This window comes from Flavobacterium oreochromis (assembly GCF_019565455.1).
Classification (GTDB): domain Bacteria; phylum Bacteroidota; class Bacteroidia; order Flavobacteriales; family Flavobacteriaceae; genus Flavobacterium; species Flavobacterium oreochromis.
The window spans coordinates 3,014,657-3,034,133 of record NZ_CP067377.1 but is presented as its reverse complement, the minus strand read 5'-3'; the positions used below and the strand labels follow the sequence as shown (position 1 = coordinate 3,034,133).

The 19,477-nt window shown below is 30.0% G+C and carries 16 protein-coding genes and 2 pseudogenes; 2 read left to right on the top strand and 16 right to left on the bottom strand.

Going from position 1 to position 19,477, the window contains the following annotated elements; translation table 11 throughout:
• Positions 1-134: 134 nt before the first annotated feature.
• The 12 genes and pseudogenes from JJC03_RS14430 to rpsF all read right to left on the bottom strand — a co-directional run bounded on the left by JJC03_RS14430 (position 135) and on the right by rpsF (position 11,296).
• A complete protein-coding gene (locus JJC03_RS14430; RefSeq protein ID WP_235873537.1) occupies positions 135-941 on the bottom strand; it encodes a restriction endonuclease subunit S in 807 nt (268 codons plus the stop codon).
• A 259-nt stretch (positions 942-1,200) separates the two neighbouring features.
• Positions 1,201-1,587, bottom strand: coding sequence for a restriction endonuclease subunit S (locus tag JJC03_RS14425; protein ID WP_235873536.1), 387 nt, complete (start codon positions 1,585-1,587; stop codon positions 1,201-1,203).
• Complete coding sequence (locus JJC03_RS14420; RefSeq protein ID WP_258931953.1) at positions 1,584-2,795, bottom strand: HsdM family class I SAM-dependent methyltransferase; 1,212 nt, start codon at positions 2,793-2,795, stop codon at positions 1,584-1,586. The genes JJC03_RS14425 and JJC03_RS14420 overlap by 4 nt, the downstream gene beginning before the upstream one ends.
• Positions 2,796-2,830: 35 nt before the next feature.
• Positions 2,831-3,154 (bottom strand): type I restriction-modification system subunit M N-terminal domain-containing protein, encoded by a 324-nt coding sequence (locus JJC03_RS18250; RefSeq protein ID WP_258931952.1) that lies wholly within the window; start codon positions 3,152-3,154, stop codon positions 2,831-2,833.
• Position 3,155: 1 nt separating this feature from the next.
• Positions 3,156-5,402, bottom strand: a complete 2,247-nt coding sequence (locus JJC03_RS14415; protein ID WP_258931951.1) for a type I restriction endonuclease subunit R — start codon at positions 5,400-5,402, stop codon at positions 3,156-3,158.
• A gap of 2 nt (positions 5,403-5,404) precedes the next feature.
• On the bottom strand, positions 5,405-5,953 hold the full coding sequence (locus JJC03_RS18245; RefSeq protein WP_258931949.1) for a type I restriction endonuclease: 549 nt from the start codon (positions 5,951-5,953) through the stop codon (positions 5,405-5,407).
• An 880-nt stretch (positions 5,954-6,833) separates the two neighbouring features.
• A complete protein-coding gene (locus JJC03_RS14410; RefSeq protein WP_088397785.1) occupies positions 6,834-7,532 on the bottom strand; it encodes a hypothetical protein in 699 nt (232 codons plus the stop codon).
• The gene (ligA, locus tag JJC03_RS14405; protein WP_088397784.1) at positions 7,526-9,523 is read right to left on the bottom strand and encodes an NAD-dependent DNA ligase LigA; all 1,998 of its coding nucleotides are present in this window, start codon (positions 9,521-9,523) and stop codon (positions 7,526-7,528) included. The genes JJC03_RS14410 and ligA overlap by 7 nt, the downstream gene beginning before the upstream one ends.
• A 63-nt stretch (positions 9,524-9,586) precedes the next feature.
• A complete protein-coding gene (locus JJC03_RS14400; protein WP_088397783.1) occupies positions 9,587-10,057 on the bottom strand; it encodes a DUF6495 family protein in 471 nt (156 codons plus the stop codon).
• Between the two features lie 83 nt (positions 10,058-10,140).
• Entirely contained in the window at positions 10,141-10,584 is a 444-nt protein-coding gene (gene rplI, locus JJC03_RS14395) for a 50S ribosomal protein L9 (protein WP_088397782.1), read from the bottom strand.
• A gap of 67 nt (positions 10,585-10,651) precedes the next feature.
• Entirely contained in the window at positions 10,652-10,948 is a 297-nt protein-coding gene (gene rpsR / locus JJC03_RS14390; RefSeq protein WP_014164395.1) for a 30S ribosomal protein S18, read from the bottom strand.
• 5 nt (positions 10,949-10,953) lie between these two features.
• Positions 10,954-11,296, bottom strand: a pseudogene (gene rpsF, locus JJC03_RS14385) (30S ribosomal protein S6).
• Positions 11,297-11,467: 171 nt separating this feature from the next.
• Between rpsF and JJC03_RS14380 the strand changes: the two are divergent.
• A complete protein-coding gene (locus JJC03_RS14380; RefSeq protein ID WP_235873535.1) occupies positions 11,468-12,142 on the top strand; it encodes a LytR/AlgR family response regulator transcription factor in 675 nt (224 codons plus the stop codon).
• Between the two features lie 21 nt (positions 12,143-12,163).
• Here JJC03_RS14380 and priA read toward each other — a convergent pair.
• From priA to nadC, 4 genes and pseudogenes are all read right to left on the bottom strand, one after another.
• Positions 12,164-14,610, bottom strand: a pseudogene (priA, locus tag JJC03_RS14375) (replication restart helicase PriA).
• Between the two features lie 3 nt (positions 14,611-14,613).
• Positions 14,614-15,033, bottom strand: a complete 420-nt coding sequence (locus JJC03_RS14370) for a DUF2147 domain-containing protein (protein ID WP_165624323.1) — start codon at positions 15,031-15,033, stop codon at positions 14,614-14,616.
• Position 15,034: 1 nt separating this feature from the next.
• Complete coding sequence (locus JJC03_RS14365) at positions 15,035-15,961, bottom strand: YihY/virulence factor BrkB family protein (RefSeq protein ID WP_088397777.1); 927 nt, start codon at positions 15,959-15,961, stop codon at positions 15,035-15,037.
• Positions 15,962-16,020: 59 nt separating this feature from the next.
• Positions 16,021-16,878 carry a carboxylating nicotinate-nucleotide diphosphorylase gene (gene nadC, locus JJC03_RS14360; protein WP_088397776.1) on the bottom strand — a complete coding sequence of 286 codons (858 nt, stop codon included), beginning with the start codon at positions 16,876-16,878 and terminating at the stop codon, positions 16,021-16,023.
• Positions 16,879-17,178: 300 nt separating this feature from the next.
• Between nadC and JJC03_RS14355 the strand changes: the two genes are divergently transcribed.
• On the top strand, positions 17,179-19,458 hold the full coding sequence (locus JJC03_RS14355) for a T9SS type B sorting domain-containing protein (RefSeq protein ID WP_088397775.1): 2,280 nt from the start codon (positions 17,179-17,181) through the stop codon (positions 19,456-19,458).
• Positions 19,459-19,477: the final 19 nt, after the last annotated feature.

Below are 19,477 nucleotides of genomic sequence, written 5' to 3'. Positions count from 1 at the left end.
TATTTGGATTATATTTTTGTTTTAAGAATGATTTTTTTTTGCTAATTCTTCAAAAATATATTTTCTCCAATCTTCAAAGTCAAAAAAGCCACCACGTTCATAAGTCATTTTATTATAAATTTCTTCAAGTTTTTTTAAATCAATGGAGCTATCATGAAAGATTTTTTTAGTATAAACTCTTTGTCTTCTATGTGGTTTTCAATACTTCCATATTTTGCTACAATATCCTCAGGAATACCATAATATTCATCAAGAGTCATATCTTTTATATCTTTTTCTGTATTCTGAAAAACTGGAGGGCCTTCAACTTCTTTTGGAGGCTCTAAAGAACCCGCAACTGGTGTTTGTATATCACAAATCTGATCTTTCCTTTTACTATATTTTTCAAATGTTTCGAAGATCATTTCATTTTCTTTAAACAACTCCCCCTTAAAAGCCTTTTGACTCAAAACCCCATACATATTTTCCAACTCATGTAAACTAGCCTCATACTCCTTTTTTAAACTTTCTACTTTTTCTACAATTGTTGCAAACTTATTTTGAAGTTCGATAGGCGGAATTATTACTTTAAAATTTTGTAATTGTTCCTTTGTTATGGCTTGCATTATTGCACCACCAAAAGAACCTATTCCTAATAATTTTTTCTTAACATTTTCTGAAATTAAAAAATTGCTTAAAAATTTAGGATTTAATTTTTCATGCATTGGTCTTATAATCGAAACGTGTTGATTAACTCTTGCTGGTAATACATCAACAGGTACAACTGTACACCTACATATAGACGCCCCAGTAATATTAAATAAAACATCATTTTTTAAGACTTCTACGTTTTTAAGTTTTTCTGCTTGGTTATCATTTATGAAAGCTAGATTTTCATATTTAAATTCATTGTCATAAATATTCAAACTTCTGATTAAAGAAATACCCTCTGATTCATACATTTCCTTACCCCCCTAGGAGTTGCTCCACTTCCAATTTTTGAGGTACATTTTTTTAGTCCTAACTCATCCCATCCCCTTTCATTTTTAACAGGATCCCCAAACATCTCCAAAAAAGTACTCTTTAAAAACTCGTCTAAAAGGTCAATACTCTCTTTTCTTTGTTTGATTAAGTTTTCAGCTTGGGTAAGTATTTCAACAATGGTTTTTTGATTATTAATTGATATTTCAGGTATTTCAATTTTCTTTATTTGATCTGTGGTTAAATTTTGAAAAATAGCGCCAACTGCATTTTTTTATTTGCAAGTTTGAAATAGTTTAGAAAATAGAATAAATATGTTTTTAAAATTTTATTTTCATTTAAATTTCTTAAACCAACAAAACCATCATGAATACATGCATCAACAGCTAATATGCAAGGTCTTCCAGGGTCACCGCTAACAGCAATAATTACATCTCCTTTTTTCATCGGACGACTTTTTTTTGCTCCTTCTTCAGTTAAAAAATCTATTATTGGAGTAACATATTTTCCATCTCTGGTTACATCAGCAATCATTAATCGTGGTACATTTCCACCAAAGTATTTTGGATCACCTTGAGGTCTTGGACTACTACCTCTAACTACATCACAAAGTTCGCCTAATTTCATGATATTAATTCTTTTAGGTCATTTATCCCTTTTGATATTGTTGCTTCAAGTTTTTCAAGTTTTTCAAAGATTATTTTTGGTTCCTCATAAATCACTTCTTCATAAATTTCTTTTCTGTATTTATTAAAACTTAAATCATATCCATTCTCTACAATTTCTTGTTTTGAAATTGAAAAGAATAATTCTTCACGTTCCTTATCAGTACTGGCTGTAAATGGTTTTTGACTATATTGTTTAAGAATATCTTGCAAGTCGCTTTTGTCCGTTTTATTACGTTTGTCATCTAAGGTATAGCCATCGTTCTGCATATCGTAAAACCATACATTGCTCGTCTCACTACCTTTCGTAAAAATTAAAATAGCCGTACTTACTCCTGCATAGGGCTTAAACACCCCGCCAGGCATTGAAATAACTGCTTTCAATTCGCTTTTTTCTACCATTATTTTACGACATTCTACAAAAGCCTTTCCGCTACCAAATAAAACCCCTTGCGGTATTACTATGGCAGCAGTTCCTCCCATTTTAAGCATATTGTAAATACGTTCAATGAAGAGTAATTCGGTTTTAGTAGTGTTTAGTTTTAAACTTTCGTTAATGTCACCTTTGTCAATATTTCCAGTAAAAGGTGGATTGGCTAGAATAATGTCAAATTGAGCATCTTCGTTATACGATTTACTCAAGGCATCTTTGTAGTCAATATTGGGGTGGTCTATACCGTGCATCATCAAGTTCATTAATCCCAAACGGACCATTGTCGTATCAATATCATAACCGTATAATGAATCTTCAACAATATGTTTTAAATTTTCATTTAAAGTAGCAGATACCGTGGCGCGCATAAAACCATCTTCATCAGGTTGCAAAGCAGTTGGGTTTTCTTTTCTAACCAAATCGGTCAAAATGTATTGGTAGGCTCCTAACAAGAAACCTGCGGTACCGCAAGCAGGGTCGGCAATGCGTTGTCCTAATTGTGGTTGTACCAAATCGTTCATTAATTTAATAATGTGACGAGGGGTTCTAAACTGTCCGTTTTTACCTGCACTGGCAATTTCACCTAACAACATTTCATACACATCTCCTTGTATGTCTTGAAACGCATGACCACCCTCTACAGCATCCTTTTCAATTTCTACAAAAATCTCCTCAATAATTTTAATAGCTTCAACTAATAAAGAAGGTTTTGGCATAATAAAAACGGCATTTGCCATGGCTTTAGTAAACTTAGAACCGCCTTCAAATTCTTTTAAAAAGGGAAAACTTTGGTTTGTACGTGCAATAACATTTCTTCGGCAGGCATTCGCTTGAAATTACGCCAACGTAAATCTTGTTTATCTACTTCATCTATACTGCCAGGTACTTTGAACATTCCTACGAATTTTAAGTCATAGGCTTCTCCAGTAAATTCGGCATCACGTTCACGTTTGGCTTCCAAATCGTCCATTTGTTTCATAAAAATCAAATAGGTAATTTGTTCTATGGCAGTAAGCGGGTTACTGATTCCGCCACTCCAGAAGTTATTCCAAAGTCGGTCAATTAAGGCTTTTAATATTGGGTTTGTTTGTAGCATATTATGCAGCTAATAATTTATTAGTAAGGTTTATAATTTCTTCTATTTCGTTAGGTTTAAATACACCCCGAATGCCTTCGGGATGCAACATCGTAAATGGCGATTCTATCAAATTGCGTTTGTTGAGTTCGCCTTTTTCTATGATGTATTTTTTGAGTAAATCTAAAAACTGCAATTGTCTTGCAGTTAAATAGGTATGCGCTTTTACATATTCGGCAAAAGCATTGGAGACTGTTTCAGGAAACGATTCTAATATTTGTATTCCAAGAATATGTTTAATGAATTGTACCAATTGCGCTTTTCGATGTGAATACACCCTACGCAATAAATCAACTGTGATGTGGGGATGTTCTTCGTGCAAAACTTCTGCTAAACTAGCCGATTCTTCTTCGGATATTTCCTTACCTTGTTTTAGTTTTTGTAATATTGGGTTTTCATAAACCAGTTGATTTACCGTTTGTTCTACTAATTCACGGTATTTAGCAATACTTAAGGCTTCGTGTTGCGGTCCAAACTCTACATATTCTTTGGCATATACTTCGTCTTTGAAATTGTATTTAACTGTACCTAATGGCATCACTGTTTCTCTAAATTTCATTAGAGGTGCTAGTTTTATGATGAGTTCATCAAAGCGTGCTTCGGTTATGGTAGCCCAGTAGTTATTGGTTTGGGATTTTCTAATGAGTTCAGCTTCTCTGGCAATAGTACTTATGGTTAATGGCAATTCACTTATTTCTTCAATGATACTATCTTTTAAGGCTTCAAACTTTTCTTTTTCTTCGCATAAATGAGCCAATGAAACTTCAACTATGTCTTTTTCAAAACGCATCGCTTTAAAGTCTACATCAGAAACTGTTCGCATTAATGGCTTCACCACCAATCGCAAAAAATCTAATTTATCAGGAGTTAATAGATTCCAAAAACTATCCTCTTCCAATCGTTGTAATTCTGATTGAGCATCTAAAATCACAATAGAGTTTTTGGGTAAGGATGCAATTTGTTTACGCAATTTGACTATTTCATTTACTACTATCGAAGTTTTTTGTAATTCTTGTGCTTTTTCTATTTTATCTAATCGAATGCCAAACAATCGAACCGGCAACGGCATAGATGACGGCGTTTCGCGACCTCTTGGATTGATTTTGAAATATTCAAAATTATCCCAACAATCCAAAATCAAGAAGTTGTCTTTATGCGTACACCAAGGTTTCATTTTTGTTGGTTCTATTAAACGAGTACCCCGTCCAATCATCTGCCAAAATTTAGTATACGAATACACAGGTTTTGCAAATACTAAATTTACTAACTCGCGAACATCTATACCCGTATCGAGCATATCTACACTGATGGCAATTCGGGGTAAATTGTTATGGGTAAATTGGTCAAGCAAACCACCTTTTCCGTACACTCTTGGGTCGTCACTCACTAATACTTTTGCTAATTCCCCATGATATTCAGGATAAAAAGCATCGAACAATTCCTCTATGCGTCGGGCATGTTTCTTGCTCGAACAAAAGAAAATAGTTTTTCCTGGTAATACACCATCAGCATCTTTGATGCATTCTTCCATAAATTCCCGAACGATCAAAGCATTTGTCCCTTTATTAGTAACAGATTTCTCGATGTCCTTTCCTTCAAAGTTAATTTCGGCAACTTCTTTCCCTTCAAGAATTAATTTCTTTTGGTCTTCTAGCGAAATGGTTCGTTTATTGATACCTTGCTCTAAGAATTTAGTTTTAATTTTCATTACTTGAAAATTACTCAAGTAAGGCGGAATGTTATTTACAGCTTCTTCATAAGAGTACGCAAATGTAGGTACACCATCTTCACATTCAAATAATTTAAAGGTATTATGGTCAATAACATCAGTAGGAGTAGCGGTTAATCCTAAGGTTATGGTATTAAAATAATCCAAAATTTCTTGGTAGGTATTATAAATACTACGATGGCTTTCATCAATAACAATCAAATCAAAAAAATGCGGACTTAATGAGTTCTCTTCATCACGAATCACATTCAACATAGTGGGATAAGTAGAAACATATATCCGTCTGTCTTTAGCAATTGATTTTTCTCCAATCTTTGGCCATCTTGGTTCGTTGGGTAAATGTTCTTTAAATGCTTCTAAAGTCTGGTCACGCAAAGCAATTCGGTCTACTAAAAATAAAACGCGTTCTGCCCAACCGGCTCGCATCAAAGCATCGACTAAGGCAATACAAGTTCTGGTTTTACCTGTTCCAGTTGCCATTACTAATAAGAACTTTCTTTTTTCTTTTCAATCGCTTCCATTACAGCACGTATGGAGCTAATTTGATAATCACGACCAGCAATGGAGGTATTGATTAATTCACTAGCAAGAGGTTTTCTTGCTTTACGAATATATTGGTATCTTTCTAAATCGTCACGAGTAGGGAAACCGTGTACCTTTTTAGGGGGATAATTCTCTAAATCCCAGAAGTAAATATCATAACCATTCGTATAAAAACAAAAAGGTAATTCGCCTCCTTTTTCTTTTTGAATATTGTAGCAATATTGTTTGGCTTGCTCTTTACCAATATTGGCATCAACTAATGATTTTTTTGCTTCTACAACTGCCAGAGGTTTACCGTCTTTACCTAATAGCACATAATCGCTGTATTGATTTGTTCCATAAGGTGTATGAGGTTCATTTACTTGCTCTTTTGAAGGTACTTGAATAGTATACTCGCTAACTACTTGTGTGAGATCATTGATATTCCAACCCGCTTGTTTTAAGCGAATATCTATTATTTCTTTTCTAGTTTGGTTTTCGTTTTTCAAGTTTGGGATTATTTCTCCAAAACTAACTATAAAAATACATTTATCCAATGACCTAAAATAAGGGATATGATTTACTTTATAACGGACTTAATAAAACAATACATTTTCTAAAAAAGAATTACAAAAGAATATTACTGAAGGTTTAAAGGAAAAAAATGTCGAATATTTGAAAATAGTATAATACTAAATCAAAAATAAAATCGGTTTTAATTCTATAGTGTAAAAAACGGTTTCACTAAACATTTGATTAATATACTCTATTTAAATAATTAAAAATCAAATTATTTAAGATCAATAAGTAAAGTAATTATTTAGATAATAAAAAATATTTACATAAAAAATAGAAATAAATATAATATCCTTTTTCTATATAAACTATTTGATATTTACTACATACTATTATCTAATAATCAAATTTTTTAATATTATGATTTTGTTCTACTAAACTAATAATTTTATAGAAATGTTTTTATTCCTTTAATCTAACTAAAATAAAAAAACTTGTTCTTTTACTTATTAAGGATTTATCTCATCCAATCCTTTTGAAATTTGATTATTTATTGTAATACAAATTAGACGTATAATCGTTCCTTGTTTTTTTAAATACTTCTGATGGAATAGTATCATATTTCTAATTTAAAAACGAATAGAAATAAGTTTTATGTTTTATTGTAACAGGGTAATCATTAATTTAAAAAGACTTTCAATTAAAACTATAAGTAATTAAATACAACACATTATTTTATTTATCAATATTATACACTATTTTATTTAAAGATTTTATTGATATAAAATTCGCTTTAGTTATTTTATTTAACTCAAAAACATTAGCAAACAAAATAACATAAAGCGATCTTTTTAAAACAAGTCTAATTATGTATTATAATTCATTTCTTCTTATTTCTCTAAAAAAATAAGGTCTTGCATTAATAAAATATTCAACAATAAAAAAATAGGAAATAACTCTAAATATAAATTTTATACATTTAAAAACAATGGTATGATCCATTTTTACCATAACTACATATACAATATCTGCCATAGCAGAAAAAAGAATAGCTATTAAAATATTATTAAAACGAAGGTTATTAATCACTAAATAATTATAAGCACAAATTGAAATTAAAAAGGTTAGAACCGTTCCGTAGACCACAATAGCTATAGAATATTTCATATCTTCAAATGCTAAACCATTTAACAAAAAATAAGTTAAAACCATTAAAGAAAGAGTTCCTATTAAGGAAAAATTAAAAGCTTTTTGATTAAATCCTATCCGCTTTGCTTCCTTTACTACTAAAAATAGTATTAATAAATAAGGAAACAGATCTAAACTCATATTAAAAAATCTGATAAACTCAAAATTAAATAAAGTGAGTGCGTCAGTAAAAAAATAAATGATAAATATTAGTGATACATATAGTATATTTTGTTTTTCTTCTACAGCTAAATAACGAGCCATTAAGGCAGGTATAATAACAGGCTTAGATATAATTAACAAAAACTCATTACCTAATAACATAGCTATAACAGATAGAAAACAAGCTAGTAGATATACATATAAAGGTGCATTCTTTAGCATAACATTGTAGTAAACTCTTCTTCTGATAAAATTGTTATTCCTAATTGTGTAGCTTTTTCTAATTTAGCGGGCCCCATATTACTTCCTGCTACTACATAATTAGTTTTAGAAGAAATACTACTTCCTACTTTTCCGCCATTATTTTCTATTAATTGTTTTAATTCATCTCTTGAAAATTTTTCAAAAACACCTGATACTACAAAAATTTTCCCTTTAAATAAATCAGAAGTTATGGTAGAGGCTGACTCTTCTAATTCTAACTGTACTCCATAATTACTCAAACGATCTAAAATGGTTAAATTGTCTTGATTCTCAAAAAATTCAATTACACTCTGAGCTATCTTAACTCCTATTTCATCTACCGTAATTAGTTCTTCCAAAGTTGATTTTTGAAGATTTTCAATTGATTTATAATGCTTTGCTAATTTTTTTGCAACGGTTTCTCCTACGTAACGAATACCTAATGCATATAAGACACGTTCAAAAGTTATTTCTTTTGATTTTTCTATTCCTGCTAATAAATTATCTGCTGACTTATCTGCCATTCTATCCAAAACAACGATTTGATCTTTCTTTAATTCATATAAATCTGCATAATTAGAAACTAATTGATTTTTAAATAATAATGCAACTGTCTCTCCCCCCAATCCTTCTATATCCATTGCTTTTCGGGATATATAATGTTGTATTCTTCCTATGATTTGAGGTGGACATCCGTAATAATTAGGACAATAATGTTGAGCTTCTCCTTCTTTTCGGATCAGTTCTGTTTGACATTCTGGACAATGGGTTATATAAGTTGTTTTAGTTGAGCTAGCAGAGCGTTTAGATTCATCTACTCCTACAATTTTAGGAATAATTTCTCCTCCTTTTTCTACAAATACTTCATCATTTATTCTTATGTCTAGTTTTTCTATCTGATCTGCATTATGTAAAGAAGCTCTTTTTACAACAGTACCTGCTAGTTGTACAGGTTCTAAATTAGCTACAGGGGTTATAGCTCCTGTTCTTCCTACTTGATAAGAAATAGAATTTAATTTAGTTATTACTTGTTCTGCTTTAAATTTATAAGCTATTGCCCAACGTGGAGATTTAGCAGTATAACCTAGTTCTTCTTGCTGATCTATACTATTTACTTTTATAACTACACCATCGGTTTCATAGGGCATTTCATGACGATGAGTATCCCAATATTCTATAAATTTAAAAACTTCTTGCATAGAACCTGCCAGCTTAGATTGTGTAGGTACTTTAAACCCCCAGTTTCTTGCTTTTTCTAAACCTTCAAATTGAGTTAAAATAGGCAAATTATTCCCTATTAAAGAGTACAATAAACAATCTAAGGGTCTTTTCGCTACTTCTGCACTATCTTGTAATTTTAGACTTCCAGAAGCTGTATTTCGTGGATTTGAATAAGGTGTTTCCCCTATTTCTATTAACTCCTGATTCATTTTTTCAAACCCTGCAAATGGTAAAATAATTTCACCTCTAATTTCAAATTTTTCAGGAAAATCACCTTGAAGTGTTAAGGGAACTGCTTTAATAGTTTTTACATTATGCGTTACATCATCTCCCTGAAAACCATCACCACGCGTTACAGCACGTAATAATTTTCCATCTTCATAAGTAATACTAATAGAAGCACCATCGTATTTCAACTCACAAGTATATTGAACAGGTCTATTTCCAAGTAGTTTTTGAATTCGAGTTTCCCAATCTAATAAGTCTTCCTTTGAGTAAGAATTATCTAAGGAATACATGCGATATTCATGTTGAACAGTCGTAAAGTTTTTAGTTACAGATCCTCCCACTCGTTGGGTAGGAGAACTAGGGTCATTATATTCTGGATGATTTTCTTCTAGCTCTTGAAGTTCTTTTAATTTTATATCAAATTCATAATCTGATATAGTAGGATTATCTAAAACGTAGTAATTATAATTATGTTGATTTAATTCATTTCTAAGGGCTTGAATTTTTGAAAAAATATCCATAAAAAGGGCTATTAAAGTAATAAAATACTAAAATAGCCATTTAATTATAGTAAAGCAAAAAAATTACTCAATGATACCATTTATCTGCATATAGAGCTGCCCATCACTTAAAATACCACCTTGTTCTATAAGTCCAAATAGCTCTTGATTACGTTCTTGTTTGTACTCTTTTTTTCCACGCAAAAGCTCTACATTTTCTGTAAACAAATGATCACCTAACCATTTTAAGCCATCATTTGTTAAAAAATCTACTTCTGTATTTAAAGCTTTTATGACTATAGTTTGTATAAAGTATTCCTGACAATGAAACAAAAAGATGTGTCTTTTTGAAAAATGTTCTATAAACTTAGCATTATTTAATACCCCTTCCCATATTAGATCAGAAAAAACATCTAATTCTTGCTCTGCTACTTCAGTATTATGTACTTTTAACTGATCCCACTCTGCTTTATCAATTTGCTGAGTAGCCAAAAAATTGGCAAATTCCTGATGTAGGGAATCAAATTGTTCTTTGGTAAGTCTCTTGTATTTCAAATTAATAAAATTTAGTTATTATAATAGTAAAAGTAATAAAAAAAGTCCCAAAAGGGACTTTAAAAAATATATCGTTTTTAAAATTAAGCTTGTTCAGCAATAATTTCAAATGGTAATTCAACGATAACTTCACGGTGTAAACGAACAGTAGCACTGTATTTACCAATTCTTTTAACTACACCTGAAGTGATGAATTTTTTCTCGATAGCGTGACCATTTTTTTCTAAAACTTGTGCTAAATCAGCATTTGTTACAGATCCAAATAATTTTTCACCACCTGCTTTAGCAGTAATTTTGATATCTAAAGCTTTAATAGCTTCTGCTTTAGCTTTAGCATCTGCTACAATTTTAGCTTCTTTATGCGCTTTTTGCTTTAAGTTTTCAGCTAAAACTTTTTTTGCAGATGGAGTAGCTAATACTGCAAATCCTTGAGGGATTAAGAAGTTACGACCGTAACCAGGCTTAACTGTTACGACATCATCTTTAAATCCTAAATTTTGAACATCTTGTTTTAAGATAATTTCCATGTTGTTGTCCTTTTTATTTTAGAAGTTAGGTTCCTATGTTAGGAAACCAACAACTTTATTTAAATTATTATTTTAATAAATCCGCTACGTATGGCATTAAAGCTAAGTGACGTGCTCTTTTTACCGCTACAGATACTTTTCTTTGGTATTTTAAAGAAGTTCCTGTTAAACGACGAGGAAGGATTTTACCTTGCTCATTTACGAATTTTAATAAGAAATCAGCATCTTTATAATCTACATACTTGATTCCTGATTTTTTGAAACGACAATATTTTTTTTGTTTGTTCGTATCAATGTTTAAAGGCGTTAAATATCTGATATCTCCGTCTTTTTTTCCTTTTGCAGATTGTTCAATTGTAGACATATCAATTAAGCTTTTTTAGTTTTTAACTTCTCTCTTCTTCTCTCAGCCCAAGCTACAGCGTGTTTATCTAAACTTACTGTTAAGAAACGCATAACGCGCTCATCACGTCTGTACTCAACTTCTAAACCAGCTAAAACTTCACTAGAAGCTTCAAATTGGATTAATTGGTAGAATCCTGATTTTTTGTTTTGGATTTCGTACGCTAATTTTTTTCAATCCCCAATCCTCTTTAGCAACAATTTTAGCACCTTTTGAAGTTAAAAAATCTTCAAATTTGCTTACTGTTTCCTTTACCTGAGTTTCAGATAAAACGGGATTCAAGATGAAAACAGTTTCATAATGATTCATAGTAATAAAATTTATTTGTTATAAAATTGGATGCAAAAGTAATAATAATATTCAGAACGGCAAATATATTATTGTTTTTTTCGACAAAACGACTGATTTTCACGAAAATAATTTGACAGTAAAAAAAAATAAACTATTTTTAACCGTCCAATCTATTTTAAACTGTTTCCAATGAAGTTGAATTGTATTGTGGTAGATGACAGCTCTATCCAAAGAATTTTAGTGACTAAACTAGTAGAAGCACATCCAAACCTGAATTTAGTAGCCGAATTTTCAAATGCTGTTGAAACTAAAGGGTCCTTAGCCGTAAATGAAGTAGATTTACTATTTTTAGACATAGAGATGCCTATTATTAATGGTTTTAATCTATTAGACGGTTTAAAAGAAAAACCTCAAATTATCTTTATTACAGCTAAAGCCGAGTATGCGCTAAAGGCTTTTGATTATGAAGCTACTGATTATTTACAAAAACCACTTACCAAAGAGCGTTTTAATATAGCAGTCAAAAGAGCAATGGATTTACACATGCTCAGAAAAGATCATAATGCAGAAGAAGAAGGAGAACATATCTACATTAAGAGTAATTTAAAAAAGCTGAAAATATACACTGCTAAAATAAAATGGATTGAAGCTTTTGGAGATTATGTAAAAATCGTAACCGAAGAAGATAGCCATCTTGTTTTATCTACAATGAAATCTTTTGAGAAAGATCTTTCCAAAGAAAAATTTATTCGTGTACACAAATCATTTATCATTAATATTGATAAAATAGAAAAATTTAACAGCAAATTTGCTGAAATTGGTGTAACAAAAATACCTTTAAGCCGTAATAAAAAGAAGAGTTAATGCGTGTATTAGAGGCTTAATCTAGTTTACATCTACATTAACTCCTACTCTTATAGACCTATAAACGGGAACTGATTCAAAACTATTCAGTATTTTCTGAATAGTTTTTTTTGTACTCCCTAAGTGTTTATCTTGTGGAATTTTAACTAAAATGGTTCGTATATATTCATTTCTAATTTTACTAATTGGTGGCTCTTCAGGTCCTAAAACGGGCATATCTAAATTTTGTTTCATAACTTGATATAACCACATAGAACCTTCTTTTAGTTTTTCAAAATCTTTATGCTTTAACGTTAACTTAATTAACTTATAGAAAGGTGGATATTTATAAATATGTCTTTCATACAACTGTTCTTTATACATACCTAAATAGTCATGTTCTGTGACTTGTTGTATTGTATTATGTATGGGGTTATAACTTTGTATAACTACTTTTCCTTTTTGTCCCCCCTTCCTGCTCTACCTGCTACTTGTGTCATCATTTGATAACTCCTCTCAAATGCTCTAAAATCAGGAAAATATAACATGTTATCAGCATTTAATATTCCTACTAATGATACGTTATCAAAATCCAATCCTTTAGCTAGCATTTGTGTTCCTACTAGTATATCTATTTCTCTATTTTTAAAACTATCAATTATACGTTCAAATGAATATTTTCCTCGAGTTGTATCCTGATCCATTCGTTTGATATTTTTTGTTGGAAACAAACTGGCCAGTTCCATTTCAATTTGTTCTGTACCAAAGCCTTTTGAAGTAAGATCAATACTAGAACAAGCATGGCAATTAGTGGGTTTTGCTATGTTATAACCACAATAATGACATCGTAATTGATTTTTAAATTTATGATAAGTAAGACTTACATCACAATGTGGGCATTGCGGAATATGACCACAAGTCATACATTCTAAGACAGGAGAATACCCTCTTCTATTTTGGAAAAGAATAATTTGTTCACTATTATATAATGCTTCTTGCATTTTATCAATAAGTACTTGACTAAAATGTCCTGTCATTCTTTTACGAAAATAACTATCTTTTAGATCTACTAAAATAATTTCAGGTAAAACAGCATTTCCAAATCGTTCAAAAAGCTCTACTAAACCATACTTTCCTTTTTGGCTATTATAATAAGTTTCTAAACTAGGAGTAGCTGATCCTAAAATTACTTTTGCTTTTAATTGATGAGCTAAAATAATAGAAGCATCTCTAGCATGATAACGAGGTGCTGGATCTACTTGTTTAAAGGTTTGTTCATGTTCTTCATCTACTATGATTAAACCTAAATTTTGAAAAGGTAAGAATAAGGCTGATCTAGCTCCTATTACTACCTTTGCTTTATCTGAATTTACTAATACATGATTCCAAACTTCTACCCTTTCATTATTTGAATATTTAGAGTGGTAAACAGCTATTTTATTTCCAAAATGTTTTGTTAGCCTTCCAACTAACTGAGTAGTTAAAGCTATTTCAGGTAGTAAATATAAAACTTGCTTTTCTTGTTCTAAATATTTTTCTATAATCTTTATATAAACTTCTGTTTTTCCAGATGCTGTTACACCATGTAATAAGCAAACCTCTTTTGTTTTTAAAGTTTCTAAAATTTGATCGTGTGCTTGTTGTTGAGCAATACTTAAACTAATTTTATTTTCTTTTATTTCATCAAAAGAGATACGATCTTGCTGCAATAAATATTCTTCAAAAATTTGTTTATCTACTAATGTTTTTAGAATACTAGCTGTTACCTTAGAAAATTCAATTAATTCTTTCGCTGCTATTGGCTTTTTTTTAACAGCTATTAACTGAAAATAACTTAAAACTAATTCTTTTTGTTTCTGCGCATTTTTTAAAATTTGTAATAATTCTTCTAATTGATCTGTTTTATCAAATCGTTCTACTAAACGAACGTATTTCACCAGCTTAGGTTTGTATTCTTCAATCATTTCTTCCTGAAGAATTAAAATATCTTTATCTAATAAAGATTGAATAACTGAAAATACTTTCTTTTTATTAAGAATAGCTGTTACTTCTGATATTTTTAAAGCAGTTTGATTAGAAAGTGCTTCTACTATTAAAAATTCATCATCTGACAAATTAGATGTATCAGACACTTGCTTTTTTGCAGAAATTACGGTTTCGCTTTCTAGTATTAACGCTGATGGTAATGCGGTTTTATAAACTTCTCCTAAAGAGCACATATAATAACTAGCTATCCATTTCCAAAACTCGATTTGAATAGTTGTTAAGATAGGTTTTTGATCTATAATTAGATGAATTTGTTTAGCTTCATACAAAGTAGGTGCTAAATGGTGTTTATTAATAGTCAGTGCGGTGTAAAACTTACTTTTTCCAAAAGGAACAGCAACGCGCATACCTATTTGTATAAAAGAAAATTCCGCTTCCGAAACTTCATATGTAAAAGTTTGTGGAAGCGAAACTGGTATAATAACTTCTATAAAATAGCGCATGAATTAGATTCTTACCCAAGTTTGTGAACGTCCTATAAGAGAAATTCCCATGTAACCTCTTACTGTCAAACGATCTTTACTATTTAGTTTTATGAAGCATTTATATACATTTCCTGATTCAGGATCTGTAATATTTCCTCCGTTGTATTCTTCTCCATCTTTTGAAAGCCCTTTAATAATCAATAAACCTAAAACTGGTTTATTTTTATCAGCACCATCACATTTTTCACATTTTCTGTCACGTTTTGTTGGATCTAGAATTTCAATTACTTTTCCAAATACTTTCCCATTTGATTCAAAAATTTCAACTACAGACTTTGCTTTTCCTGTTTTATCATCAATAGTTTTCCATTTACCAAAAACAGATTGAGCATTCATTTGTAAACACCCGAATAATAAAGTTAAAAGTGCAATTTTTTTCATTTTATTTAATTTTTTTAAGTTTTCGTATGGATGCATCTAATTCAAAACCTAATAACAAGACCATACAGTTAATCCAAAGATAAAAAAGGAATACTAAAAGTGTACCTATTGAACCATAAAGTTCATTATATTTTGAAAATTTAACAACCCAAATACCAAAAAAGTAGGAAGATACTACAATTAATCCTGTTGTAAAAACAGTACCAATAGTTATAAGTCGCTTTTTTTTAGACTGCTTAATGCCGTATTTGAACAAAATAGCTGTTGCTAACAAAATCATAATAATTACAAAAGAATATCTGCCCATTTCTATCAAAGATATTTTTTCAGAAACTCTAGAGTTCAGAACATCTTGTATAATGGTCTTTTGAATAACTATTTCTAAAAATATAATAGCAGATACGGTTATAATAAGAATAGTAGTAAGTATTAATGAAATAAGTAAGGCTACAAAATACTGTCTAAAATAAGGCCTTTTTACAGTAACATGTAATGAGGTTTCAAAACCACTCATTACTGCATTTACTCCATTAGTCATTAAAAAAACAGATAAAAACACCCCCCAAGAAAGCAATCCTGTCTGGCTATTATTAAGAATATCTTTAATAATATTTTCAATAGCATCAAATGTTGTTGGTGGTACATTATCTCTCACAAATACTAAAAAGTCACTTTGAAAGCCTTTAATAGGAATATATGGAATTAAATTTAAAATAAATAAGGCAAAAGGAAATAATGCCATAAAAAAACTAAAAGCAATAGCAGCTGCTCTATAACTAATACCCCCTTGAAGAATTCCTACTAAATAAAATTCTACTAATTCATAAAATGATAATCCATTTAGCCAAGGTAATTTTATATTATCTAAAACAACTACCAACTGTTTAGCTAATGGTATTTTTAGAAGTATGTCTTTTGTATTTTCCATTTTTTGAACTTTCAATGTAAATTAATGAATCTGTTTTATTCTTAATTTCCCTACAATACTTATACAGCTTTTAGAGATAGGTCCATATTATATACCGAATGAGTTAAGGCTCCTGATGAAATATAATTAACTCCACACGCTGCGTATTCTCTTATCGTCTTTTCATTAATATTACCAGAAGACTCTGTTAAACACTTATTTCCAATCATTTGAACAGCAGTACGAGTGTCTTCAAAATTAAAGTTATCAATTAAAATACGGTAAACGCCTTCAGATTCTAAAATTTCTTGTACTTCTTCTAAATTACGAGCTTCTACAATAATTCTTAAATCTAAATCATTTGCTAATAAATATTCTTTCGTTTTAGCTATTGCTGAAGTAATACCTCCTGCAAAATCAATATGATTATCTTTTAACATAATCATGTCATAAAGGGCAAAACGATGATTTTCTCCTCCTCCTATTTTTACAGCCCATTTTTCACAAGCTCTAAAACCTGGAGTAGTTTTTCGTGTATCTAAAACTTTTGTTTGAGTACCTTGTAGTAATTGTACATAATGATTTGTTTTAGTAGCTATTGCACTCATACGTTGCATAGAATTAAGCACTAAACGCTCTGCTTTTAAAATAGATTGTGAACTCCCCTTAACATACAAGACAATATCTCCATATTTTACTGGAGTTCCATCTTGAATTAAAATTTCTATTTCTAAGGTAGGATCTACGTAATTAAAAATCATTTTGGCAAATTCTACTCCTGCAATGATTCCTGCATCTTTAACTAAAAGTTTTGCTTTACCCACTTCTGTAACAGGAATACAAGCTAAAGAACTGTAATCTCCTGGTCCTATATCTTCTCTTACTCCTTTAGCTATTATATCAATAAGTTCCTCTTGAAACTGTTTTTCTGAAATCATGTTTATTTATATTAAAAGAGGCTAAAAATAATGCAATTTTAGCAAAAAATGAATTAAAAATTAATCTTTCCTATCTAATAAAATTTTCTTTTTAAATAAAGAACATTTATTTTCAATGACTTAAGTTATATTTTAGTTTTTTAAACTTTAACAAATCTACTTGCTACGTAAATTTTACTAAAAAGATCTTTAAAACAACGCATTAAATAATATAAAACACTATTATTCAAACACTTAAAAAATCATTATTAGTTTGGTTAAGTATTTAAGTTTTTGGAAAGTTTAAAGTATATTAGCTCCATGAAAAATTACCTTTTAAAAACTATTTTATTTTTTATAATAAGTACAACCTATTCACAATATATAAATGTAAATGACCAATATACCGCTAATGAGTTAGTAACTATTTTTTTAGGTGGAGCAACATGTGGTAGTGTATCCAATGTTTCAATAAATGGTGGTAATAATTTTGGAACTTCAAGCATTGGATATTTTGATCGTAATAACACTTCCTTTCCTTTACAAAATGGTATTATATTAAGTACAGGCAAGGTAATAAATGCCATAGGTCCTAATACTGGTAATGTATCCGATGGATCTACTTCTTGGCAAGGTGATAATGATTTAATGCAAGCTCTAGGTATTAATAATACTTTTAATGCTTCTGTACTAGAATTTGATTATATTCCCTTCACAAATAAAATTTCATTTGATTATATTTTTGCATCAGAACAATATCTCTCAAATCCGTCTTCAAATCAATGTGGTTATACAGATGGATTTGCTTTTTTAATAAAACCTAATAATAGTAATCAGAATTATCAGAATATTGCACTAGTTCCAGGAACAAATACACCAGTAACGGTACAAACAATTAGAGGAGAAGGAACAATTTGTCCAAAAAGTAATGAGCAATATTTTGATCGTTTTAATCCATTTAATTCTCCAATTACTTTTAATGGCCAAACTAAAATTTTAAAAGCTGAATCTTCCGTAATAGCAGGTAATTCTTATCACATTAAACTAGTCATCGCAGATCAAGGAAATGAAAAATATGATTCAGCTATTTTTTTAGGAGGCGGCTCTTTTCAAAGTGAAATATTCTTAGGAGACCATCACACAATAGCATCTAAAAATCCTTATTGTTCAGGAGATATAATAGAATTAGACGCTACACAGTATGGCACTAAAAACACCTATACTTGGTATAAAAACAATGTAAATACAGGAGTTCATACCGCTAAATACACAATTATAGACAACACAAATACAAATGAAGTTGAATATCGAGTTGAAGTTATGCTTAATGGAGTTTGTCTTTCTAAAGGTAGTACTAAAGTACAATTCTCAAACCTTCCTAACTTAACCCCTCAAAATTTAATAGAATGTGATTTTAATAAAGACGGTAAAGGTTTTTATGATTTAACAAAACTAAATCAGACATTAACGCATAACGATCCTAATTTAAAAATTGTTTTTTCTGAGAAATCAAATGGAACTCCTATTACAGATTTAAATTACTATCTATCTTCCCCTAAGACTATTTTTGCTAAAGTCAGTAACACTTATTGCTCAAATGAAACAACAATAAATCTTCAACTTTCAGGAATTACTCCTACTAATAAAGTTTATACTAAATGTGATGAAGATGATAAAAAAGATGGTTTTACTAATTTTATATTAAATCAAGAACTACTACCTGTTATTCTTCCAAACACAACTAATTATCCAGAAATAAGTTTTTATAAAAATATCAATGATGCTGAGAAAAAAACATTACCACTAGCAAATAATTTTACCAATACAATACGAGATGAACAAAAGATTTATGCTCGAATTGATCAAAATAATATATGTGATAACCTAATTGAAATAACTCTTAAAGTAAATTATATTAATTCTGATACAATAGAAAACAAAAATCTAATTATTTGTAAAGGTGAAACTTTAAAAATTGAGGCTCCGACAAATTATACAGGTTACCTTTGGAACACACTCGCAACTAGTTCTCACATTATTATAAATCAAAAAGGAATTTACACAGTTGAACTCACTAATTCAGAAGGATGTAAAGCGACTAAAAAATATGTGGTTCAGGAATCAGCTCCTGCAACTGATATAAATGCAGTAATTACTGATTTTTCAAATTCTAATTCATTAGAAATTTCTTACACCTCTAATGGTGGAGAGTATGAATTTTCAGTAGACGGTATTCAATACCAAAACTCTAATTTCTTCACGAATCTTGAACAAGGAGAATACCAAATTTCAGTTAGAGATAAAAACGGATGTGAACCAACTCCTCATCAAACAGTTTATATATTGGATTACCCTAAATTTTTTACTCCTAACAATGATGGATATAATGATACCTGGTATATTAAAGACTCTAAATTTAAAAAAGTTATTGAAGAAATAGAAATTTTTGATCGTTATGGTAAATTATTAAAACAATTAACCCCTAATCAATCATGGGATGGAACTTATTTAGGAATTAGTGTACCTTCAGATGATTATTGGTTTACCATAAAACTTTACAATAATAAATCTATTAAAAATCATTTTAGCCTTAAAAGATAAATGATTAGTTTTGCCTGTT